Source organism: Pseudomonas sp. Pseusp9, assembly GCF_059491265.1.
The window spans coordinates 294,879-315,509 of the sequence record NZ_CP168500.1 but is presented as its reverse complement, the minus strand read 5'-3'; the positions used below and the strand labels follow the sequence as shown (position 1 = coordinate 315,509).

The 20,631-nt window shown below is 60.9% G+C and carries 21 protein-coding genes and 1 pseudogene; 11 read left to right on the top strand and 11 right to left on the bottom strand.

Annotated features, from left to right (window positions below; genetic code table 11):
• Window positions 1–9: 9 nt before the first annotated feature.
• Window positions 10–432 carry a phasin family protein gene (locus tag ACEN8E_RS01360; RefSeq protein WP_495591128.1) on the bottom strand — a complete coding sequence of 141 codons (423 nt, stop codon included), beginning with the start codon at window positions 430–432 and terminating at the stop codon, window positions 10–12.
• Window positions 433–675: 243 nt separating this feature from the next.
• Window positions 676–951 carry a polyhydroxyalkanoic acid system family protein gene (locus ACEN8E_RS01355; protein WP_495591127.1) on the bottom strand — a complete coding sequence of 92 codons (276 nt, stop codon included), beginning with the start codon at window positions 949–951 and terminating at the stop codon, window positions 676–678.
• Between the two features lie 155 nt (window positions 952–1,106).
• Between ACEN8E_RS01355 and ubiE the strand changes: the two genes are divergently transcribed.
• The 11 genes and pseudogenes from ubiE (at window position 1,107) to ACEN8E_RS01300 (ending at window position 9,306) form a co-directional block, all read left to right on the top strand.
• Window positions 1,107–1,877 (top strand): bifunctional demethylmenaquinone methyltransferase/2-methoxy-6-polyprenyl-1,4-benzoquinol methylase UbiE, encoded by a 771-nt coding sequence (ubiE, locus tag ACEN8E_RS01350; protein WP_007975568.1) that lies wholly within the window; start codon window positions 1,107–1,109, stop codon window positions 1,875–1,877.
• Complete coding sequence (locus ACEN8E_RS01345) at window positions 1,877–2,500, top strand: ubiquinone biosynthesis accessory factor UbiJ (protein WP_429366442.1); 624 nt, start codon at window positions 1,877–1,879, stop codon at window positions 2,498–2,500. Before ubiE ends, ACEN8E_RS01345 begins: the two co-directional genes overlap by 1 nt.
• Window positions 2,497–4,101 carry a ubiquinone biosynthesis regulatory protein kinase UbiB gene (gene ubiB, locus ACEN8E_RS01340; RefSeq protein ID WP_495591126.1) on the top strand — a complete coding sequence of 535 codons (1,605 nt, stop codon included), beginning with the start codon at window positions 2,497–2,499 and terminating at the stop codon, window positions 4,099–4,101. The genes ACEN8E_RS01345 and ubiB overlap by 4 nt, the downstream gene beginning before the upstream one ends.
• Before the next feature lie 91 nt (window positions 4,102–4,192).
• Entirely contained in the window at window positions 4,193–4,594 is a 402-nt protein-coding gene (gene hisI, locus ACEN8E_RS01335) for a phosphoribosyl-AMP cyclohydrolase (RefSeq protein WP_007899278.1), read from the top strand.
• Entirely contained in the window at window positions 4,587–4,919 is a 333-nt protein-coding gene (locus ACEN8E_RS01330) for a phosphoribosyl-ATP diphosphatase (protein ID WP_046816939.1), read from the top strand. Before hisI ends, ACEN8E_RS01330 begins: the two co-directional genes overlap by 8 nt.
• Before the next feature lie 25 nt (window positions 4,920–4,944).
• Entirely contained in the window at window positions 4,945–5,217 is a 273-nt protein-coding gene (locus tag ACEN8E_RS01325) for a twin-arginine translocase TatA/TatE family subunit (RefSeq protein WP_429366444.1), read from the top strand.
• 10 nt (window positions 5,218–5,227) lie between these two features.
• Window positions 5,228–5,668, top strand: coding sequence for a Sec-independent protein translocase protein TatB (gene tatB / locus ACEN8E_RS01320; protein WP_495591125.1), 441 nt, complete (start codon window positions 5,228–5,230; stop codon window positions 5,666–5,668).
• On the top strand, window positions 5,665–6,459 hold the full coding sequence (gene tatC, locus ACEN8E_RS01315; protein WP_413703711.1) for a twin-arginine translocase subunit TatC: 795 nt from the start codon (window positions 5,665–5,667) through the stop codon (window positions 6,457–6,459). Before tatB ends, tatC begins: the two co-directional genes overlap by 4 nt.
• Window positions 6,456–7,163: a 16S rRNA (uracil(1498)-N(3))-methyltransferase gene (locus tag ACEN8E_RS01310; protein ID WP_495591124.1), complete on the top strand. Its 708-nt coding sequence runs from the start codon at window positions 6,456–6,458 to the stop codon at window positions 7,161–7,163. The genes tatC and ACEN8E_RS01310 overlap by 4 nt, the downstream gene beginning before the upstream one ends.
• Window positions 7,164–7,389: 226 nt before the next feature.
• Window positions 7,390–8,451: pseudogene (locus ACEN8E_RS01305) on the top strand (methyl-accepting chemotaxis protein); the annotation flags it as partial.
• On the top strand, window positions 8,434–9,306 hold the full coding sequence (locus ACEN8E_RS01300) for a methyl-accepting chemotaxis protein (RefSeq protein WP_495593259.1): 873 nt from the start codon (window positions 8,434–8,436) through the stop codon (window positions 9,304–9,306). The pseudogene ACEN8E_RS01305 and the gene ACEN8E_RS01300, both read left to right, overlap by 18 nt.
• Window positions 9,307–9,443: 137 nt before the next feature.
• Here ACEN8E_RS01300 and ACEN8E_RS01295 read toward each other — a convergent pair whose 3' ends face one another.
• From ACEN8E_RS01295 to ACEN8E_RS01255, 9 genes are all read right to left on the bottom strand, one after another.
• Window positions 9,444–10,178: an amino acid ABC transporter ATP-binding protein gene (locus ACEN8E_RS01295; protein WP_495591123.1), complete on the bottom strand. Its 735-nt coding sequence runs from the start codon at window positions 10,176–10,178 to the stop codon at window positions 9,444–9,446.
• Window positions 10,171–11,130 (bottom strand): amino acid ABC transporter permease, encoded by a 960-nt coding sequence (locus ACEN8E_RS01290; protein ID WP_495591122.1) that lies wholly within the window; start codon window positions 11,128–11,130, stop codon window positions 10,171–10,173. Before ACEN8E_RS01290 ends, ACEN8E_RS01295 begins: the two co-directional genes overlap by 8 nt.
• Before the next feature lie 153 nt (window positions 11,131–11,283).
• On the bottom strand, window positions 11,284–12,081 hold the full coding sequence (locus ACEN8E_RS01285) for a transporter substrate-binding domain-containing protein (protein ID WP_495591121.1): 798 nt from the start codon (window positions 12,079–12,081) through the stop codon (window positions 11,284–11,286).
• A gap of 196 nt (window positions 12,082–12,277) precedes the next feature.
• Complete coding sequence (gene mdoH / locus ACEN8E_RS01280; RefSeq protein WP_495591120.1) at window positions 12,278–14,848, bottom strand: glucans biosynthesis glucosyltransferase MdoH; 2,571 nt, start codon at window positions 14,846–14,848, stop codon at window positions 12,278–12,280.
• A complete protein-coding gene (locus tag ACEN8E_RS01275) occupies window positions 14,841–16,655 on the bottom strand; it encodes a glucan biosynthesis protein G (RefSeq protein ID WP_413428245.1) in 1,815 nt (604 codons plus the stop codon). The genes mdoH and ACEN8E_RS01275 overlap by 8 nt, the downstream gene beginning before the upstream one ends.
• A 321-nt stretch (window positions 16,656–16,976) precedes the next feature.
• Window positions 16,977–17,414, bottom strand: a complete 438-nt coding sequence (dtd, locus tag ACEN8E_RS01270) for a D-aminoacyl-tRNA deacylase (RefSeq protein WP_413428246.1) — start codon at window positions 17,412–17,414, stop codon at window positions 16,977–16,979.
• Complete coding sequence (gene pip / locus ACEN8E_RS01265; RefSeq protein ID WP_495591119.1) at window positions 17,411–18,382, bottom strand: prolyl aminopeptidase; 972 nt, start codon at window positions 18,380–18,382, stop codon at window positions 17,411–17,413. The genes dtd and pip overlap by 4 nt, the downstream gene beginning before the upstream one ends.
• 104 nt (window positions 18,383–18,486) lie before the next feature.
• Window positions 18,487–19,392 (bottom strand): alpha/beta hydrolase, encoded by a 906-nt coding sequence (locus ACEN8E_RS01260; protein ID WP_495591118.1) that lies wholly within the window; start codon window positions 19,390–19,392, stop codon window positions 18,487–18,489.
• 146 nt (window positions 19,393–19,538) lie between these two features.
• Window positions 19,539–20,486: a choline ABC transporter substrate-binding protein gene (locus ACEN8E_RS01255; RefSeq protein WP_495591117.1), complete on the bottom strand. Its 948-nt coding sequence runs from the start codon at window positions 20,484–20,486 to the stop codon at window positions 19,539–19,541.
• Between the last annotated feature and the right edge of the window lie 145 nt (window positions 20,487–20,631).

Here is a 20,631-nt window from a genome sequence, read left to right as displayed (position 1 = left end):
CCGTTCTCCTTAAGATTTACGCGCGACGCTTTCGAGCAATGCCGTCAGCTCATCGAGCTTAGCAGAGAGTGCCTCAACGTCATGTTTAGACGGAATGCCGATACGATTCAAGGTACTTGCGACACGCGTATCGAACGCCTTCTCGACCCTGTCGAGTTGAACTTCGACCTTGCCTTTGAAAGTGCTGACTTCACTCTTGGCTTCATCGATTTCGGCATTGGCCGCTTCAAGCTTTTCAGCGACTACCTTTTTACCTTTCTTTTCAACAACCTGACCTGCTTTGACCAGCTCTTGAAAGTACTCGCTGCCCTCTTGGCCGACCTTGGTGTAGGCACCCAGGCCTGCCAGCCAGATCTTGCGGGCATAGCTTTTGACGTCGCTCAGCGTACTGGTCGATGCGTCGGTTTTTTTCTTCAAAATAACTTTGGCCATGGTGCACCTCACGCGCAGAAGGTTTGAGGAACTGCCCGGACAAGTGTCGGGCTCTGGCACAAAGTAGGGAGAAAAATTAGAAACGGCACCCTAACAACTGACATAAACCGCAGAGACACCACAAAACAAATGTGGGAGCGAGCCTGCTCGCGAAGGCGATGTGTCATTCAACATCGTTGTCGACTGACAGGCCGTCTTCGCGAGCAGGCTCGCTCCCACAAGGGATGCGATTTCAATCGGAAATCAGGCCAGGGCCTTGTCGAGGGCCTTTTCGATTTCCGCCTTGATCATGCTGCTCATGGCCGACATCATCAGGCCCAGCTCCACGTCGACGCGAATCGAGTCCTCGGCGACATGCACCGCGCCCTTCACACCCGAGCGTTTGAGGTTCAGGGTGTCGCCGGACCACTGCGGCTGCAGGCCATACTGGTCGGAAAGTTTCTGCGCCAGCTTGTCGGCCTTCTCGCGCGCCGCTTCCTTACCCAGGCCATGGGCACGTTCAACACTAATACTGGCCATCAAATGACTCCTGCTTTATGGATGCTCATTCGGTGCATCCTGACCGCTGCTGCGGCAAAACGCCCCGAGGTTGAACCATCTTACCTTCAGCCTTGCCAAGACAAAGCATCCCTTGGGGATTAGAATGTCGCGCATTCTCTTTTGGTGACAGCGATATGACTGATCAGCGCAAAGGCAGCGATGCCGAACCCACCACTCACTTCGGCTTCAAAAACGTTCCGGAAAGCCAGAAAGCGGAAAAAGTCGCTGAGGTTTTCCACTCCGTAGCCGCCAAGTACGACCTGATGAACGACCTTCTGTCGGGCGGCATGCACCGTCTGTGGAAGCGTTTCGCGATCGAACTGTCGGGCGTTCGTGCCGGCAATCGCGTACTCGACATCGCTGGTGGCACCGGCGACCTGACCAGGAAGTTCTCGCACCTGGTAGGCCCGACCGGCCAGGTCGTGTTGGCCGACATCAACGAATCCATGCTCAAGGTCGGTCGTGACCGCCTGCTGGACCTCGGTGTGGCCGGCAACGTCGAATTCGTCCAGGCCGATGCGGAAAAACTGCCGTTCCCTGACAACCATTTTGACTGCGTGACCATCGCCTTCGGCCTGCGCAACGTAACCCACAAGGAAGATGCCCTGCGCTCGATGCTGCGCGTGCTCAAGCCTGGCGGCCGTCTGCTGGTGCTGGAGTTCTCCAAGCCGACCAACGCGCTGATGTCCAAGGCCTACGACGCCTACTCGTTCGCCTTCATGCCGCTGATGGGCAAGCTGATCACCAACGACTCGGAAAGCTATCGCTACCTGGCCGAATCGATCCGCATGCACCCGAATCAGGAAACCCTGAAGTCGATGATGGTCGAGGCCGGTTTCGACCGCGTGACCTATCACAACATGACCGCAGGCATCGTTGCCCTGCACCGCGGCATCAAGCCCTGATGCTGCTCGCCGGCCTGCTCGCCAGCGTTGAGCTCGGCCTCAACCGGGTGCTGCGTCTCGACAGCACGGCGCTGCCGCGGCTGGCGCATCTGACCGGCAAGGTGATTGCCGTCGACTGCCGCAGCCCGGCGCTGCAACTGTTCATCCTGCCCAGCGACGAAGGCCTGATGCTCGCCTCCCAGTGGGAAACCGGCGCCGACTGCACCCTGCGTGCACCGGCTTCGAGCCTGTTGAAGCTGGCCATGAGCAAGGACAAGACCGCGATCCTGCACAGCCCTGAAGTCGAACTCGACGGTGACAGCGGCGTGCTGCTGGAACTGGCGGCGATCCTCCAGGACCTTGAGCTGGACTGGGAGTACGAACTCTCGCGCTGGCTGGGGCCGGTGGCCACGCAACTGGTCGGCGGTCACCTGCGCAGCCGCGCCCGCTGGTATCAGCAAGGCTTTGCCAGCCTGGGCCAGAACCTGGGCGAATACCTGGCCGAAGAGTCGCGCACCCTGGTCGGTCAGCGCGAAGCCGAAGCCCGATTCAGTGAACTGGACCAGATCAAGCTCGATCTGGAACGTCTCGAGGCGCGTTTCGAGCGCCTTTCCCGATCCCTCGACCCAAGCGATAACGCATGAAGCTGCTTGCCGTCCGCCGTCTGTTGCGCATCCAGCGCGTCGTGATCCGCTACCGCCTCGATGACCTGCTGTTCGATCTGCCACTGCCCTGGTTTCTGATGGCGCTGCGCTATGCCTTGCCGTGGCGCTGGTTCCCGCGCAAGCCGCTGGACCTGAGCCGTGGCGCGCGCCTGCGCCTGGCGTTGCTGGACCTGGGGCCGATCTTCATCAAGTTCGGGCAGATCCTGTCCACTCGCCGCGACCTGTTGCCGGAAGACATCGCCGATGAACTGATGAAGCTGCAGGACCGGGTGCCGCCGTTCGATTCGCAGGTGTCGGTGAGGCTGATCGAAGAGCAACTGGGCAAGAAAATCAGCGACGTGTTCAGCCGTTTCGACGTTGAACCGCTGGCCTCGGCCTCGGTGGCGCAGGTGCATGCCGCGCAACTGAAAACCGGCGAAGAAGTGGTGGTCAAGGTGATCCGCCCCGGCCTCAAACCGGTCATCAAGCAGGATCTGGCGTGGCTGTTCATTCTCGCGCGCGCTGCCGAAAGAGTGTCTGCCGATGCGCGCCTGCTGCATCCGGTGGACGTGGTCAGCGATTACGAAAAAACCATCTACGACGAGCTCGACCTGTTGCGCGAGGCGGCCAACGCCAGCCAGTTGAAGCGTAACTTCGACGGCTCGCCGCTGCTGTACGTGCCGCAAGTCTACTGGGACTGGTGCCGGCCGAAAGTGCTGGTGATGGAGCGCATCTACGGCATCCAGGTCACTGATCTGGCGACCCTGGCCGACCAGCGCACCGACATGAAAATGCTCGCCGAGCGTGGCGTGGAGATTTTCTTCACCCAGGTGTTCCGCGACAGCTTCTTCCACGCCGACATGCACCCCGGCAACATTTTCGTCAGCACCGTGAATCCGTGGAGCCCGCAGTACATTGCCATCGACTGCGGCATCGTCGGCAGCCTGACCCCGGAAGACCAGGATTACCTGGCGCGCAACCTGTTCGCCTTCTTCAAGCGCGATTACCGCCGCGTGGCGCAATTGCACATCGATTCGGGCTGGGTGCCGGCAGAAACCAAACTCAACGAATTCGAAGCGGCGATCCGTACCGTGTGCGAGCCGATCTTCGAAAAACCGTTAAAGGATATTTCCTTCGGTCAGGTGCTGATGCGCCTGTTCCAGACCGCGCGGCGCTTCAACATGGAAGTGCAGCCGCAGTTGGTCCTGCTGCAAAAAACCCTGTTGAACATCGAAGGCCTGGGCCGCCAGCTGTACCCGGACCTCGACTTGTGGAACACCGCGCAGCCCTTCCTCGAACGCTGGATGCGTGAGCGCGTCAGCCCCAAAGCCCTGTTTGGCAACGTGCAGAGCCAGATCGAACAGATCCCGCACCTGGCCAACATGACGCGTGACCTGCTCGAACGCCTGTCCCAGCCCCATGCCAACGATCCGCCTCCAGCATGGCATCGACGCCGGGACGACTGGTTCCTGCGCCTGCTCGGCACGGCTCACCTGGCGGGTGGCGCCGTCCTTGCTGCCGGGGGGCCGCTGAACCAGTTGGCTTACTGGCCGGCTGGCATCATGATGGCGGTCGGTTTGTATCTGGTCGTTCGCCGATAGCCAGTCGTGCAACACGCTGGCACACTGTTTGGACGCTGCATTGAACGCAGGCCCCCGATTTTTGAAGTGCGGGCCCGTATCGGAGTCGTTGATGAAGAATTGGCTGGACGAGATCAAGTGGGACGCCGACGGCCTGGTGCCGGCAATTGCCCAGGATCACAAGACCGGGCGCGTCCTGATGATGGCCTGGATGAACCGCGAAGCACTGGAGCTGACCGCTGCCGAGAACCGCGCCATTTACTGGTCGCGTTCCCGTGGCAAGTTGTGGCGCAAGGGCGAAGAATCCGGCCATGTGCAGACCCTGCACGAGATGCGCCTGGACTGTGACGCCGACGTCATCATCCTGATGGTCGAGCAGATCGGTGATATCGCCTGCCATACCGGCCGCCAGAGCTGCTTCTACCGCGTTTTCGAGAACGGCGACTGGAAAACCGTCGATCCGGTCCTGAAAGATCCGCATGCCATCTATTCCGCAGGGCACACACATGAGTGACACTCTCACCCGTCTGGCACAGGTACTGGAAGAGCGCAAAGGCGCCGCCGCCGACAGCTCGTATGTCGCCAGCCTGTACCACAAGGGCTTGAACAAGATTCTGGAAAAAGTCGGCGAAGAGTCGGTCGAAACCATCATTGCCGCCAAGGATGCCGCCGTCAGCGGCGACTGCAGCGATGTGATCTACGAAACCGCCGATCTGTGGTTCCACAGCATGGTCATGCTCGCCCAATTGGGGCAGCATCCACAGGCTGTACTCGATGAACTGGACCGTCGTTTCGGTCTCTCCGGACACGCCGAGAAAGCCTCGCGCCCGTCCGCCTGAATAACTATTAGAGAGGAGCAGCAGCATGGGCATTTTTGACTGGAAACACTGGATCGTCATCCTGGTTGTCGTGGTACTGGTATTCGGCACCAAGAAACTGAAAAACCTTGGCACCGACGTCGGCGAATCGATCAAGGGCTTCAAGAAAGCCATGAACGACGACGAAAAACCGGCCGACCCGGCAGCGACTCCGACCCAACCGGTTCCACCTGCTCAGCCGCAGGCCTCGGTGAACCAGCCGCACACCATCGATGTGCAGGCCCAGAAAGTCGAAGAGCCGATCCGCAAAGACGTGTGAGTACTGACTAATGTTTGGTATCAGCTTCTCTGAACTGCTGCTCGTCGGCCTCGTTGCCCTGCTGGTGCTGGGTCCCGAGCGTTTGCCGGGCGCTGCGCGCACCGCTGGCCTGTGGGTCGGACGTCTGAAGCGCAGCTTCAACGCGATCAAACAGGAAGTTGAACGTGAAATCGGTGCCGACGAGATTCGTCGGCAACTGCACAACGAACACATCCTGTCGCTTGAGCAGGAGGCGCGGAAAATCTTCACGCCGACCCAGCAGGAGCCGACGCCGGTGGAGCATGTGGGAGAGCAGACGATTCAGGCTCCCGCCGCCAGCGCCGCAACACCTGCGGCAGCGGCAGAACCTGCACCCGTTGTTGCAGCCATACCGGTTGAACCTGTCACACCTGCGGCTGCGCCTGTTGCGCCAGCCCCTCATGACCCAACACTGCCGCCGCGAGCCCCATGAGCGATCTCCCTGAAAACGACCAGCACATGCCGCTGGTTTCGCACCTCACCGAGTTGCGTACCCGACTGCTGCGCTGCGTAGCGGCGATTTTCATCATCTTCGCCGGCCTGTTTGCTTTCACCCAGCAGATCTACACCTTCGTCTCCACGCCGCTGCGGGCATACCTGCCGGCTGGCGCGACGATGATTGCCACCGACGTGTCGTCGCCGTTCCTGACGCCACTGAAGCTGACCATGATGGTCTCGCTGTTCCTGGCGATTCCGGTGATCCTGCATCAGATTTGGGGTTTCATCGCCCCCGGCCTGTACAAGCATGAAAAGCGCATTGCCGTGCCACTGCTGATTTCCAGCATCGCGCTGTTCTACACCGGGATGGCGTTTGCCTATTACCTGGTGTTCCCGCTGATCTTCAAGTTCTTCGCCGCGGCCACCCCGGCCGGCGTAGAGATGATGACCGACATCACCAGCTACCTCGATTTCGTCATGACGCTGTTCTTCGCCTTTGGTGTGGCGTTCGAAATCCCGGTGGCCGTGGTGCTGCTGGTGTGGATCGGCGTGGTCGACGTCAAATACCTGAAGAAAATCCGCCCGTACGTGATCATCGGCTGCTTCGTGGTCGGCATGATCCTGACCCCGCCGGACATCTTCTCGCAGACCCTGCTGGCCGTGCCGATGTGGTTGCTGTTCGAGATCGGCATCCTGTTCGGCAGCCTGATCAGCAAGCGCAGCGACCATCAGGAAGACCAGCCGGCTGACGATCACAACGACCAGCCGCCAGCGACCCAAGCGTGAACCTGCTGCTCCTTGAAGAGGCCGACTTCATTGCGGCCGACCGGGTGGTCCTGCGTGATCGCCGGTTGACCCACATGCAGGAAGTCCACCGCTGCGAAGTCGGCGACAGCATGCGCGTCGGGCGGATCGGCGGGCTGATGGGCTCGGCCGAAGTGCTGCGCCTGGACGCCGACGAAGCAGAGTTGCGTGTCACCCTCGACCAACCGCCTCCTGCCAAGCTGCCATTGACCCTGGTTTTGGCCCTGCCAAGGCCCAAAATGCTGCGTAGGGTGTTTCAGACCGTGGCAGCCATGGGTGTGCCACGGGTCGTGCTGGTCAACAGCTATCGCGTCGAGAAGAGCTTCTGGCAGACCCCATTCCTGGAGCCCGAGGCGATTCGCGAGCAGTTGATCCTCGGCCTGGAACAGGCGCGGGACAGCGTGCTGCCGGAAGTCGTCATCGAGAAGCGCTTCAAGCCGTTCGTCGAAGATCGTTTGCCGGCGATCGCCGACGGTACCCTCGGCTTGGTGGGGCACCCGGGCAATTACCCGCCCTGCCCTCGCGCACTCAGCGAACCGGTGACCCTGGCCATCGGCCCCGAGGGCGGCTGGATTCCCTACGAGATCGACTTGCTGGGCAAGTCCGGCCTGCAACCGGTGCAACTGGGTGAACGCATTCTTCGCGTCGAAACCGCCGTGACCGCGCTGCTGGCACGCCTTTTCTAAACCCAGGCCACAATCCCCTGTGGGAGCGAGCCTGCTCGCGAATGCGGTATGTCATCCACCATAGGTATTGACTGACACGACCAATTCGCGAGCAGGCTCGCTCCCACAGGTTCGTTATCTGCCCCCAAAAACTCACTTGCCCGTATATCGGGCAGCGCCTACAGAACCTCGTACCCCTGCCGATATACCTCCCATAAAACCAAATTACGGTCCAGGGAGTTTCAGCATGTATCAATGGCTAGCCGAGAATCTGGGAAACGTCAGCGTCAAACGCAAGCTGGGGATCGGCTTCGGCCTGGTGCTGCTGCTGACCCTGCTGATCACCTTCACCGGCTGGAGCGGCCTGAGCGGCGTGACCAGCCGTGGCGATAAACTGGGGTTCATTGCCAGCCTCAATGACCTGACCCGGGACCTGCGCATCGCTCGTCTGGATTACGAGATGCGGCGCGGCGAACGAGGCCCCGGCGTCGTCAACGATCTGTTGGGCAAACTCGAAAGCGGGCTGCAGACCGCCCGTGGCCTGATCGAACAACCGGCCGATACGGCGATGGTCGAGCAACAACTGGCCGCCGTCGCCGAATACCGTCGTGCATTCGGCGACATGACCCAGGCCGGCGCCCAGCGTGAAGATGCCCGCAGCAAACTCGGCGCCACCGCCGATAACGCCGTGGCCCGCGTTGCCGAAGTGGAAAAATCCATGCTGCAAGGCGACAGCGTCGCAGCGTTCAACAGCGTGATAGACCTGAGCAAACTGATCCAGCAGGCACGCTTCCAGGTTCGCGGCTACACCTACAGCGGCAAGAGCGAAGCCGAACAGCCAGCTCTCGAAGCCATCGACAACGCCCTGAAGAACCTCGAGAGCCTCCCGGCCAGACTGCCAGAAGAACACATCGCCAACCTGCGACAGGCGACGGATTCGCTGAAGGCCTACCGCGCCGCCGTCAGCCAGTTCCGCGACTCCCAGGTGGCCAGCGCCAAGGCCCTGCTACGCATGGCCGCCCAAGGCGACATCCTGTTGGACATGAGCCAGAAGCTCACCGTCTCGCAAACCGTCGTGCGCGACACCGAAGCCGCCCACGCCAAGAACATGCTGACCCTCGCCACGGTGCTGGCCATCGCCTTCGGCCTGCTGGCCGCCTGGGCCATCACCCGGCAGATCATCATTCCATTGAACCAGACCCTGGCTGTCGCTGAACGCGTTGCCAGTGGCGACCTGACTCACAACCTGATCTCCTTGCGCCGCGATGAGCTCGGCCAGTTGCAGCGCGCCATGCAGAGCATGACCCAGGGCCTGCGTGAACTGATCGGCGGCATCAGCGATGGTGTCACGCAGATTGCCAGCGCCGCCGAAGAGCTGTCGGCCGTCACCGAGCAGACCAGCGCCGGGGTCAACAGCCAGAAGGTCGAGACCGATCAGGTCGCGACTGCCATGAACGAAATGGCCGCCACTGTGCAGGAAGTGGCGCGCAACGCCGAAGAGGCCTCCGAAGCCGCCGTTGCCGCCGATCAGCAGGCCCGCGAGGGCGACAAAGTGGTCGCTGAGGCCATCGCCCAGATCGAGCGCCTGGCCGCGGAAGTCGGTCACTCCACCGAGGCCATGGGCGACCTCAAGCGCGAAAGCGACAAGATCGGCAGCGTGCTCGACGTCATCAAGTCCGTGGCCCAGCAAACCAACCTGCTGGCGCTCAACGCGGCGATTGAAGCCGCCCGCGCCGGTGAAGCCGGGCGTGGTTTTGCCGTGGTGGCAGACGAAGTCCGCAGCCTGGCCCAGCGCACCCAGAAGTCCACCGAAGAGATCGAAGAGCTGATCGTCGGTCTGCAAAACGGCACGCAGCAAGTGGCGACCATCATGGACAACAGCCGCGCCCTGACCGACAGCAGCGTCGAACTGACCCGCCGCGCCGGTGGCTCACTGGAAAGCATCACCCGCACCGTTTCGGCGATCCAGGCGATGAACCAGCAGATCGCCGCTGCCGCCGAACAGCAAAGCGCCGTGGCCGAAGAGATCAACCGCAGCGTGTTGAACGTGCGCGATGTATCGGATCAGACCTCGGCGGCCAGTGAAGAGACCGCAGCCTCCAGCGTTGAGCTGGCGCGGTTGGGGACGCATTTGCAGATGCTGGTGGGCAAGTTCAGGGTTTGAGGTGATTCAATGACCTCGGTTCACCTCGGACCGAGGTGATACCTTCGCGAGCAGGCTCGCTCCCACAGGGTGCTGCCGTACATAGATCCAATGTGGGAGCGAGCCTGCTCGCGAAGGCGGTTCAACAGACGCTGAAGTTACAAAACCTGCCGCAAAAACGCCTGCGCCCGCGGATCCTTCGGCGAATCGAAGAACTCCGCTGGCGAGGCGTCTTCCAGCAACTTGCCGTGATCGAAGAACAGCACCCGGTCCGCCACTTCCCGGGCGAAGCCCATTTCGTGGGTGACGCAAACCATGGTCATGCCTTCCACGGCCAGGTTTTTCATCACATCCAGCACTTCGCCGACCATTTCCGGGTCGAGTGCCGAGGTCGGTTCGTCGAACAGCATGACCTTCGGCTCCATCGCCAGCGCCCGGGCAATGGCCACGCGCTGCTGCTGACCGCCGGACAGGCGTGACGGAAACTCGTGGGCCTTTTGCGCAATCCCGACCTTCTCCAGCAGCGCCATGGCCTTGGCCTCGCGCTCTTTCTTGCCGCGCTTGCGCACGACCTTCTGCGCCAGGCAGAGGTTTTCCAGCACGGTCATGTGCGGGAACAGGTTGAAGTGCTGGAACACCATGCCGACTTCGCGCCGGTAGGCGTTGACGTCGGTTTTCGGATCAGCCAGTTGCAGGCCGTCGATGCTCACCGAGCCGGAGTCGAACTCCTCCAGACCATTGAGGCAGCGCAAGAAGGTCGACTTACCGGAGCCGGACGGGCCGATCACCACCAGCACTTCGCCTTTGGCAACGATGGTGGAGACGTTATCCACCGCGCGCACCACCTGGCCGCGGGTGTCGAAGACTTTTACCAGATCGCGGACTTCAATCACTTTGCGCGAGCCTCCGCTCAAGCCGGCTGGCGATTTTCGACAGCGGCAGGTTGATCAACAGGTACAAACCGGCGACACAGAACAGAATCTCGAACGGCGAAAACGAAGTGGTGATGACTTCGCGCCCGCTCTTAAGCAGCTCGGTAATCGCGATCACCGACACCAGCGAGGTGTCCTTCACCAGGCTGATGAACTGCCCGGCCAGCGGCGGCAGCACACGCTTGAAGGCTTGCGGCAGCACCACATGACGCATCGACTGGCCTGCGCTCAAACCCAGGGAGCGCGCGGCTTCATTCTGGCCGCGGGCGATGGATTGCACGCCTGAGCGGATGATTTCCGCCACATAGGCACCGGTGAACAGCGACAGCGCGGCGATCCCGGCGAATTCCCGGGACAGGTTCATCACGGTGCCGATGAAGAAGTAGAAAATGAAGATCTGCACCAGCAGCGGCGTGCCGCGCACCAGCTCGACGTAAATGGTCGAGAGGTCGCGCAGGGTCGGGTTGTTCGACAGGCGGCACAGGCCGGTTGCCAGACCGATCAGCAGCCCGAGAACGCCGGACACCACAGACAGCCACAAGGTGGTCCAGAGGCCCCACATCAGTGGTCCTGCGGCCCAATGGCGGGTCACGCCAATGACGTCACCTTCGGCTACGTCATCGCCCTGGGCGACTTGCAGGCTGTTTTCGTCGACGGTCAGGCGCTGCTCATCACCCGCATCGTTGCGCAGGGTGACTTCAGCCTTGTCGCCCTTGCGCACCAGTTCGCTGACGGTGGAGATGTCGGCGGCACGCTGGGATTCTTCGGCGTGGTAAGCGAAGTATTGCGGCACACGGTTCCAGCGCCATTCGTAGGACATCAGCGAGGTGGCGTAATACAACGCGCCGGCCAGGCCGATCAGCACCAGCACAGTCAGGGCGTGCCAGGGCCATTGGGCTTTTTTCTGTTTCATTGCAGATTCCGGGATTTCTATTGCCTGGGAGGCCGTCATCGCGGGCAAGCCCGCTCCCACAGTGAGCTGTGTGAACCCATCATTTGTGTTCCACGTAAATCCTGTGGGAGCGGGCTTGCCCGCGAATGGGACGACTCGGTCTATCTGACCGAGTTATTCCATGTCCTTGAGCCATTCGCTGCTCTTGAACCACTTGTCATGGATGCGATCGTAGGTGCCGTCTTCGTGGATCTGGTGCAGGAAGTTGTTGATGAAGTTGATGCTGTCGTAGTCACCCTTCTTCAGGCCGAAGGCCAGCGGCTCGTAGGTGAACGGCTTGTCGAGGAACACCAGCTTGCCGTTGCCGACCTTGTTCACTGCCACGACGTTGTACGGCGCGTCGTAGATGAAGGCGTCAGCCTTGCCGTTGACCACGTCGAGTACGGCTTCCTGCTCGTTGTCGTAGCCGTGGTACTTGGCTTTGGCGATCAGCTTTTTGGCGACCATTTCGCCAGTGGTGCCGAGCTTGGAGGTGATGCGGTAGTCGGCAGTGTTCAGGTCTTTATAGGACTTGATGGTGCCTTCCAGCTCCTTGCGGATCAGCAGGGTCTGGCCGACCACGATGAACGGTTCGCTGAAGTTCAGGCGCAGGTTGCGCTCCTGGGTCAGGGTCATGCCACTGCCGATCATGTCGAACTTGTCGGTCAGCAGGGCCGGGATGATGCCGTCGTAACCGGTGGATACCAGTTCCAGCTTGACACCCATGGCCTTGGACATGGCTTTGAGGATGTCGACTTCGAAACCGATGATCTCGCCGCGCTTGTTGGTCATTTCGAACGGCATGTAGGTCGGGTCCATGCCGACTTTCAACGTGCCGCGCTTGACCGCGTCATCGATGGCACCGGCCTGCGCCGTGTTGACTGCAACCAGTGCCGTGACGCCGACCAGCAGCATCGACAGATACTTCTTCATCTTCAAGTCCCCAAAACCATTGCGTTGTGAGGCGCGCAAAAATGGCGGCTCCCCGGGAGGAAACGCACCAATACGGACAAAAATTATCCGGGCACACCAATTCGGGGACGGATCCTAAACTACTCGCCCGTTTGCACAAGGGTTTGGGAACGAACAGGCAAAAAAAAGCCCCGCTGGGTAGCGGGGCTTTTTTTCATCAGGCCACCTGAGGTTGCGCGCTCAACGGCTTGAGCGGCAACAGCGGTGCGTGGGGGTCGGCCTTGACCGACTTGCGCCATGCGTCCAGCCACTCGGCGTGACCTTCGCTCCAGACCTGCTCATGCAGGCGGGCCAATGCCACCGGGTCGCTCAACAACTGCACACGCTCGTTGTTGGTCAGCCCTTCAGGACCGACCTTCATCGCGTGCCGTACCCGCTCGATCCGCAGCCATTCGATCGGCTCGGCCTCACGGTGACGCGAGGTCGCCAGCGAGCACGCCAGGGCGTTCTGCTGTGGGTCGACCACCGAACGGACAAAGCCGTCGTTCAGCGCGTGCCAGCGGTTTTCGTGGGTGTACTGGTCGGTGGACAGCAAGGCCTGCGGCGGATTGTATTCCTCGGGGATCAGGAACAGGCTCTCGTCACGGGACTTCAGGCCAAGGCCGACACGGCTGGAAATCACCGACACCGGGATCGACAGCATCAACGAACCGACAATCGGCACCAGCCACCACAGGAAGCTCGGGTTCAGCCAGATCACCAGCAGGGCCCAGAAGAAGCCCAGCAGGGTTTGCGGACCGTGGCGCTTGACCGCTTCGCTCCACGGCGTGGAGTCGTCGTCACGTTGCGGCGAGTTCCAGGTCGCAGCCCAGCCGAGGAACGCGGCGAGGACGAAACGGGTGTGGAAAATCATCCGCACCGGCGCCAGCAGCATGGAGAACAGCATCTCCAGCAGCATCGACAGGGTCACCTTGAACTTGCCGCCAAACTCTTTCGCGCCCTTGGCCCAGATCAGGATGATGCTCAACAGTTTCGGCAGGAACAGCAGCACGATCGTGGTCGAGAACAGCGCGATGGCCTTGTCCGGGTGCCATTGCGGCCACAGCGGATAGAGCTGACGCGGTTCAAGGAAGTACTGCGGCTCCATCAGCGTGTTGACCGCCAGCAGCGCCGTCGACAACACCAGGAAGAAGAACCACAACGGTGCCGACAGGTACGACATCACGCCGGTCAGGAACACCGCGCGGTGCACCGGGTGCATGCCCTTGACCAGGAACAGGCGGAAGTTCATCAGGTTGCCGTGGCACCAGCGACGGTCGCGCTTGAGTTCGTCGAGCAGGTTTGGTGGCAGTTCTTCATAGCTGCCCGGCAAGTCGTAGGCAATCCACACGCCCCAGCCGGCACGGCGCATCAACGCGGCTTCAACGAAGTCGTGGGACAGGATCGCGCCGGAGAACGCGCCTTTACCGGGCAACGGCGCCAGGGCGCAGTGATCGATAAACGGCTTCATGCGGATGATCGCGTTGTGCCCCCAGTAGTGCGACTCGCCCAGTTGCCAGAAGTGCAGGCCGGCAGTGAACAGCGGGCCATACACACGGGTAGCGAACTGCTGCATGCGCGCATACAGGGTGTCCATGCCCGACGCACGTGGCGCGGTCTGGATGATCCCGGCGTCCGGCGTGGCTTCCATCAGGCGTACCAGACTGGTCAGGCACTCGCCGCTCATCACGGAGTCGGCGTCGAGTACGACCATGTACTTGTAGTCACCGCCCCAACGACGGCAGAAGTCGTCGAGGTTGCCGCTTTTACGTTTTACGCGACGGCGACGGCGGCGATAGAAGATCTTGCCGAAGCCCCCGGCTTCGCGGCAGACGTCCAGCCAGGCCTGTTGCTCGGCGACACAGATATCGGCGTCGTTACTGTCACTGAGGACGAAGAAGTCGAAGCGGTCCAGGTCACCCGTGGCCGCAACCGACTCGAAGGTCGCCCGCAGGCCGGCGAATACCCGTGGCACGTCTTCGTTGCAGATCGGCATCACCAGGGCGGTGCGCGCGTCCTTCGGAATTGGTTCATCGCCGGCGCTGGCACCGGAAATACGGTACTTGTCGTGACCGGTGAGCAATTCCAGAAAGCCCATCAGCGCCGTCCAGAAACCGGCCGACACCCAGCAGAACAGAATCCCGAACAGGATCAGGATGCTGGTCTGCAAGGCGTATGGCAGCACTTGCGTGGCGGTTTGCAGCAGCGGTTGGTGCAGCACTTCGTTGAGGTCGACAAACGACCAGCCCTGGTACGGCATGATGCCTTTCATGTACCAGCCGGCAACGATGGTCTGGCCGAGCATCAGCAGCAACAGAATGTAGCGACGGATCGAACCGACGGTGCGCCAGCGTGCGGCCGGCAGGACACGTTCGTCCTTCGGCGGCTTCGGCGGGTTGGTGCGGCCGGTCAGGCGGCGCCAGCCGCGCACCAGAATGTTGGTGCGCCACGGTTCCGGCACGACCTTGGTCCGCCGGATCGGCGGAGTCGCCTTGAGGCAAACCCGGCCGCTGGCGTCGAGCGCCAGCATTTCCGCGTCCTGCAGCTCTTCGGCAGTGCTCAGGGTCAGGCGTTTGCCGACGGAAGCCTGTGCGGCTTCGGTCGGGGCGTCGAACGTCGAAGACGACAGGCGTTCGTGCAATTCGCTGAAAGACTGGCAGCCCGCGAGTTCCGCGCGCTGCTCGTCGGTCATCGGCAGATGCGCCAGATACTCGGAGAGAGTTTCTGGCCGTACTTGAGAGTTACTCATCGGCAGGCAACTGATAGCTCCAGGTCTCGGTCAGGACTTCTTCAGTCGGGGCCGATTCCGGTGTGGCTGGGGCCGCGTCGGCAGCGGCAGGCTGCTTGGCGTCTTTATTGGCCTTTTCCTTGGCATCTGCAACAGGCTTCGCTTCAGCCTGCTTGGCCTCCGCTTGCTTGGCTTCCTTGTCCGCTTTCTCCTGCTGCTTGGCGGCAACCTTGTCGGCCTTGGCAACCGACGAGTTCGACGACGGGATCGAAGTCTTGGCCAGATCCGCCGGCACAATGTTCTGCACCAATGCGGCACGCATTTCAGTGGCCTTGCCCGGATCCTTGATCTTCATCCGCAGGGTCAGGCGCCAGCCATTGGTTTCAGGGTTGAAGCGCACGCTGTTTTCCACCAGCTCGGCGTTGTCGCCGACACTGACCTGGCTGCGAACCTCCGCATCGGCCGGCAATGCCGCCAGGGACGGGCCTTCGAAATCCACCAGGTAGGCCACGCTGCCGTCCGGTTGACGAATCAGGTTGGACTGCTTGACGTCACCGGTGGAACGCAGGGTCTGTTTGACCCAGGCGCTGTCCGGCGCGTGAATGGCCGATTCGTCCATTGTCCAGTGCATACGATAAGCGACATCGAGTGGCTGGCCAGGTTCCGGCAATTTTTCCGGGTTCCAGAAGGCAACGATGTTGTCGTTGGTTTCGTCGGCGGTTGGAATCTCGACCAGGTCAACGGTGCCCTTGCCCCACTCGCCTTTCGGTTCGATCCAGGCACTTGGGCGCTTGTCGTAGCGATCGTCGAGGTCTTCATAGTGGCTGAAGTCGCGGCCGCGTTGCAGCAGACCAAAGCCGCGCGGGTTTTCTACGCTGAAGTTGCTCACCGCCAAGTGTTTCGGGTTGTTCAGCGGACGCCAGATCCACTCGCCGTTGCCGGCATGGATCGCCAGACCGCTGGAGTCGTGCAGTTCGCGACGGTAGTTGAGCACTTTCGACGGCTGGTTGGCGCCGAACAGGTACATGCTGGTCAACGGGGCGATACCCAGTTTGCCGACCTTGTCACGCAGGAACATCTGCGCCTTGACGTCGACGATGGTGTCGCTGCCCGGACGCAGGATCAGACGGTAGGCACCCGTGGCACGAGGCGAGTCCAGCAGGGCGAAGATCACCAGGTGCTTGTCGCCTGGCTTGGGCTGTTGAACCCAGAACTCGCGGAAACGGGGGAATTCTTCGCCGGACGGCAAGGCGGTATCGATGGCCATGCCGCGAGCGGACAAACCATAGACGTGACCCTTGCCGACGACGCGGAAATAGCTCGCGCCGAGCATGGTCATGATTTCGTCTTGCTTGTCGGCCTTGTTGATCGGGTACAGCACACGGAAACCGGCATAACCCAGCTGTTCGGTGGCCTTGGGATCGAACTTCATATCGCCGAAGTCGAAACGACTCGGATCGTATTTGATCTCTTCGACGGTGTTCGCGGTGATTTCGTTGATTTTCACCGGCGTATCGAAATGCATGCCCTGGTGATAGAAAGACAGCTTGAACGGCGTCTTCTGATCAGCCCATTCGGCTTTTTCCGTCAGAAAACGAATTTTCTGATAGTCCGCGAACTTCATGTCGCGGAACTCGTTCGGCAGGTTACTGCGCGGCGCTTCGTATTTCTGCGCGGCCAGCTCTTTTGCCTTGGCCGATACATCATCCAGACTGAATGCCCAAAGCTGGCCGGCGCTGAGCAGGCAGAGCAGTGCAGAGCCCGCTACAAGGGCGCTGCGTAACCGTTTGGCAGACAATTTTGGTGCGTTACAGGGACTAACAATCACGAGCAACCCTCGCCGAAAACAGATCAAAAAACCAACGGCCAGTTAAAGGGTCTGCACGGTCTGCGGTATGAGAAAACCGCCCTTGCAAACCACTCTTGCCAAGTTGGCGAGCATTGTTCCGACTCCGCTGGGGCGAAATGATTCCCCAATCGGATCCGGACAAGTCTCTACCTAAGTCAAAATGGACCAACGAACGCTGATCCCCGTAGCGCGCGATTATCTAGTAGGCCGCGTTACAACGCATCAGGGGTAACAAAGTATTTATCGCGAAAAAACCCTGTTTTCAGTCGAAATGAGCTTAAAAACTTGTTTCAAACGCTTTCAGGTCTGTAACAGGAAGGTTACCGGGCCATCATTGACCAGATGTACCTGCATATCCGCGCCGAATCTACCTGATGCCACAGTGCCATGCACCTGTTTCGCTTTGCTTAATAGATAGTCGAATAATTCCTCGCCCAGCGCCGGAGGGGCTGCGGTCGAAAAACTCGGACGCAACCCGTTTTTGGTATCGGCAGCCAGGGTGAACTGAGAGACCAGCAGCAGCCCGCCGCCCACATCCGCCAAGGACAGATTCATCTTGCCCTCAGCGTCACTGAACACCCGATAGTTAAGCAGCTTATTGAGAAGTTTGTCGGCGCTGGCCCGCGTGTCGTCGGGCTCGACGGCCACCAGCACCAGCAATCCCTGATCGACGGCACCGACGATCTCGCCCGCGACCTCGACTCGTGCGCCACGTACCCGTTGCAGCAGAGCCTTCATGCTTCTTCAGGCGCCAGATCAAGCAGGCGACGGGCCATCTTGTCGGCAGCCCGCACCAAGGCATCGGTAATGCCCGGCTCGGCAGCGGCATGGCCTGCGTCACGGATAATTTGCAGTTCGCTGTTCGGCCAGGCCTGGTGCAACTCCCAGGCGTTATCCAGCGGACAGATCACGTCGTAGCGACCGTGGATGATCACGCCGGGCAAATGGGCAATCTTGCCCATGTCGCGGATCAACTGGTTCGGCTCCAGGAAAGCGCCGTTGGTGAAGTAATGGCATTCGATGCGGGCGATGGACAGTGCGCGCTGAGGCTCCGAGAAACGATCCACCACCAGTGGATTGGGGCGCAGGGTCGCTGTGCGGCCTTCCCAGACGGACCAGGCCTTGGCAGCGTGCATCTGGGCAATTTGATCGTTGCCGGTCAGGCGTTTGTGAAACGCTGTGAGCAAGTCGTCGCGCTCGTCCAGCGGGATCGGTGCGAGGTAGTCCTGCCAGTAATCGGGGAACAGGCGGCTGGCGCCGGCCTGGTAGAACCATTCGATTTCCTGCGGACGGCAGAGAAAGATCCCGCGCAGGATCAGGCCATGTACACGCTCAGGGTGGGTTTGCGCGTAGGCCAGCGCCAGGGTCGAACCCCAGGAGCCGCCAAACAGCACCCATTTGTCGATGCCAAGGTGCTGGCGAATCCGCTCGAGGTCGGCGACCAGATCCCAGGTCGTGTTGTTTTCCAGGCTGGCATGGGGCGTGGAGCGCCCGCAACCGCGCTGATCGAAAGTGACAATGCGAAAAAGGTTGGGATCGAAGAAGCAACGACTCTGGGCATCACATCCGGCACCGGGGCCGCCGTGGATGAACACCACCGGCAATCCTTCCGGTGAACCGCTTTCGTCGACATACAGCGTGTGAGTTTCGTCGACAGCCAGATCATGCCGGGCGTGGGGTTTGATCTGCGGGTACAAAGTCTGCATTGCGCACTCCGTAAGGGGTCGAGGTCATCCCTGGGGGGACTTCTATTATTCTGCCGTCCGGCATCATAAACCCGAATTACTTCAATGAGCATGCCCGTGGGGATTCAGAGTTTTACCGACAGATATCCGAACAGGGTTTCGTACAATGCATCGACCTCGACCGCCTGCCCACGGGCCCGTAAACAGCCATGAACCAGGCCCTCGCCGAGATAAAGTGTGGCAGCCACGCCCGCGGCATTCAGTCGCTCGGCATATAGCACGCCGTCATCGCGCAATGGATCGAATTGCGCCACGGCGATCCATGCCGGTGGCAGCCCGCTGAAATCCGTGGCGAGCAATGGCATGGCGTAGGCGTTCGGATGGTCGGTGCCACGCAGATAAAGCGTGTGATAGCAATCGACATCACTGCTGCTGAGCAGCGGCGCATCAATGCACTCACTGCGCGATGGCAGCCGGTGGTCGCCGCCCAACCCCGGATAGATCAGCACCTGCGCGCACGGTATCGGCTCGCCGGCATCGCGCAGCGCAAGGCACAACGCCGCCGCAAGGTTGCCGCCCGCGCTGTCGCCGGCTACCAGCATGCGCTCCGGGTCGAGTTGAAACGGCCCGGTGCGCAGTGCTCGCCAGACCCTCAGGCAATCATCGAACGCGGCGGGAAACGGATGCTCCGGTGCCCGGCGGTAATCGACGGCGATCACCAGTACGCCAAGTGTTGATGCCAATTCGGCGCAGATGAAGTCGTGGGAATCAAGATCCCCCACTACCCAGCCGCCGCCATGCAGATAAAGGATGCACGACGCGCCACTGGTCGGTGGCTGATAGGAACGAACAGCAACACCGGCCAACTCGAAATCGACCACATACAACCCGGCCGGGCGCGCCGGGGTAAACGCCCGGCACATCTCGCTGTAGGCCTGGCGCAGAGCGTCGGGGCTGCTGTCGGTGCTGTTGAAACTGACGGTTTTCTCGACGAAAGCCGTCATCTGTTCGGAAAGCGGGTATGGAGCCATGAGCCTGGTGCCCGTTCAGGGGAATATATGGCCCCTGTAGGAGCGAGCTTGCTCGCGATGATCGTGAACGATAACGCGGGGAGCCTGATACCCCGCGGCGTTCTCGGGTTTATCGCGAGCCAGCTCGCTCCTACAGGGTTTTGATGTCAGTTTTTCAGGCTGGCCTGAACCGTCGCCACGCCATCCTTGCCCTCGAAACTGCTGACACCCGCCAGCCAACGCTGCAAATCCTCGGGATGCTCACGCAGCCATTTTTTCGCGACATCCTGAGCCGTCTGGCGCTCCATGATCGGCACCATCAACTGGCTTTCCTGAGCGGCGGTGAACGTCAGGTTTTCCAGCAGCCGATTGACGTTCGGGCAGCGCTCGGCGTAATCCGGGGCCGTCACGCTGGAGACGGTTGCGGCGCCCTCATTCGGACCATAGACATCTTCGCTGCCGGTCAGGTAAGTGATTTTCATATTGATGTTCATCGGGTGCGGGGTCCAGCCGACGAACACCACGAACTCCTTGCGATTGACCGCGCGCTGCACAGCGGCCAGCATTCCTGCCTCGCCGGACTCGATCAGCTTGAAGTCCTTCAGGCCGAAGTGATTGGTCTCGATCATGGTCTTGATGGTGGTGTTGGCGCCGCTGCCTGGCTCGATGCCGTAGATCTTGCCGCCGAGCTGATCCTTGAAGCGGGCGATGTCCGCGAAGGTTTTCAGCCCGGCCGCTGCCACATAGTCCGGGACCGCGAGGGTGGCCTGGGCATCGGCCAAGCTCGGTTTATCCATGACCTTCACCTGATTGGCAGCCACGAACGGTGCGATGTTTTTATCCATCGCCGGTTTCCAGTAACCGAGGAAAATATCCAGACGCTTGTCGCGGATGCCGGCGAAGATGATTTGCTGCACAGCACTGGTTTGCTTGCTTTCGTAGCCCAGACCGCTGAGCAGTACATCGGCCATGCCACTGGTGGCGATCACGTCGGTCCAGTTGACCACACCCATGCGCACGGTTTTGCAGGAGGCGTCGTCCGCGGCCATGGCGCCGGCGCTCAACAGAGCGGTACCGCAGAAGATTGAGAGACAGCGGGTGAACAGTCTTTTCATCGGGATGATCTCGTGCGGCAGCGGATTATTGTCGGGCCGGTGTCTTTGTGCACCGTGGCCGAAACATTACGCAGCAGACGAGCGGTAAAAGCGAACTGAGGCGACCGTGTTTTGCACGGTGGCGACTGTTCAATGGGGTGACGCA

What these genes read in the sequence shown, in the direction of transcription:
- ACEN8E_RS01300 (WP_495593259.1), top strand. Translation starts at nt 8,434, where the DNA reads ATGCAGAGCATGACCCAGGGCCTGCGTGAACTGATCGGCGGCATCAGC.
- pip (WP_495591119.1), bottom strand. Translation starts at nt 18,382, where the DNA reads ATGCAGACTTTGTACCCGCAGATCAAACCCCACGCCCGGCATGATCTG.
- tatC (WP_413703711.1), top strand. Translation starts at nt 5,665, where the DNA reads ATGAGCGATCTCCCTGAAAACGACCAGCACATGCCGCTGGTTTCGCAC.
- ACEN8E_RS01325 (WP_429366444.1), top strand. Translation starts at nt 4,945, where the DNA reads ATGGGCATTTTTGACTGGAAACACTGGATCGTCATCCTGGTTGTCGTG.
- ubiE (WP_007975568.1), top strand. Translation starts at nt 1,107, where the DNA reads ATGACTGATCAGCGCAAAGGCAGCGATGCCGAACCCACCACTCACTTC.
- hisI (WP_007899278.1), top strand. Translation starts at nt 4,193, where the DNA reads ATGAAGAATTGGCTGGACGAGATCAAGTGGGACGCCGACGGCCTGGTG.
- ubiB (WP_495591126.1), top strand. Translation starts at nt 2,497, where the DNA reads ATGAAGCTGCTTGCCGTCCGCCGTCTGTTGCGCATCCAGCGCGTCGTG.
- ACEN8E_RS01330 (WP_046816939.1), top strand. Translation starts at nt 4,587, where the DNA reads ATGAGTGACACTCTCACCCGTCTGGCACAGGTACTGGAAGAGCGCAAA.
- dtd (WP_413428246.1), bottom strand. Translation starts at nt 17,414, where the DNA reads ATGAAGGCTCTGCTGCAACGGGTACGTGGCGCACGAGTCGAGGTCGCG.
- ACEN8E_RS01255 (WP_495591117.1), bottom strand. Translation starts at nt 20,486, where the DNA reads ATGAAAAGACTGTTCACCCGCTGTCTCTCAATCTTCTGCGGTACCGCT.
- ACEN8E_RS01355 (WP_495591127.1), bottom strand. Translation starts at nt 951, where the DNA reads ATGGCCAGTATTAGTGTTGAACGTGCCCATGGCCTGGGTAAGGAAGCG.
- ACEN8E_RS01285 (WP_495591121.1), bottom strand. Translation starts at nt 12,081, where the DNA reads ATGAAGAAGTATCTGTCGATGCTGCTGGTCGGCGTCACGGCACTGGTT.
- ACEN8E_RS01290 (WP_495591122.1), bottom strand. Translation starts at nt 11,130, where the DNA reads ATGAAACAGAAAAAAGCCCAATGGCCCTGGCACGCCCTGACTGTGCTG.
- mdoH (WP_495591120.1), bottom strand. Translation starts at nt 14,848, where the DNA reads ATGAGTAACTCTCAAGTACGGCCAGAAACTCTCTCCGAGTATCTGGCG.
- ACEN8E_RS01345 (WP_429366442.1), top strand. Translation starts at nt 1,877, where the DNA reads ATGCTGCTCGCCGGCCTGCTCGCCAGCGTTGAGCTCGGCCTCAACCGG.
- tatB (WP_495591125.1), top strand. Translation starts at nt 5,228, where the DNA reads ATGTTTGGTATCAGCTTCTCTGAACTGCTGCTCGTCGGCCTCGTTGCC.
- ACEN8E_RS01360 (WP_495591128.1), bottom strand. Translation starts at nt 432, where the DNA reads ATGGCCAAAGTTATTTTGAAGAAAAAAACCGACGCATCGACCAGTACG.
- ACEN8E_RS01260 (WP_495591118.1), bottom strand. Translation starts at nt 19,392, where the DNA reads ATGGCTCCATACCCGCTTTCCGAACAGATGACGGCTTTCGTCGAGAAA.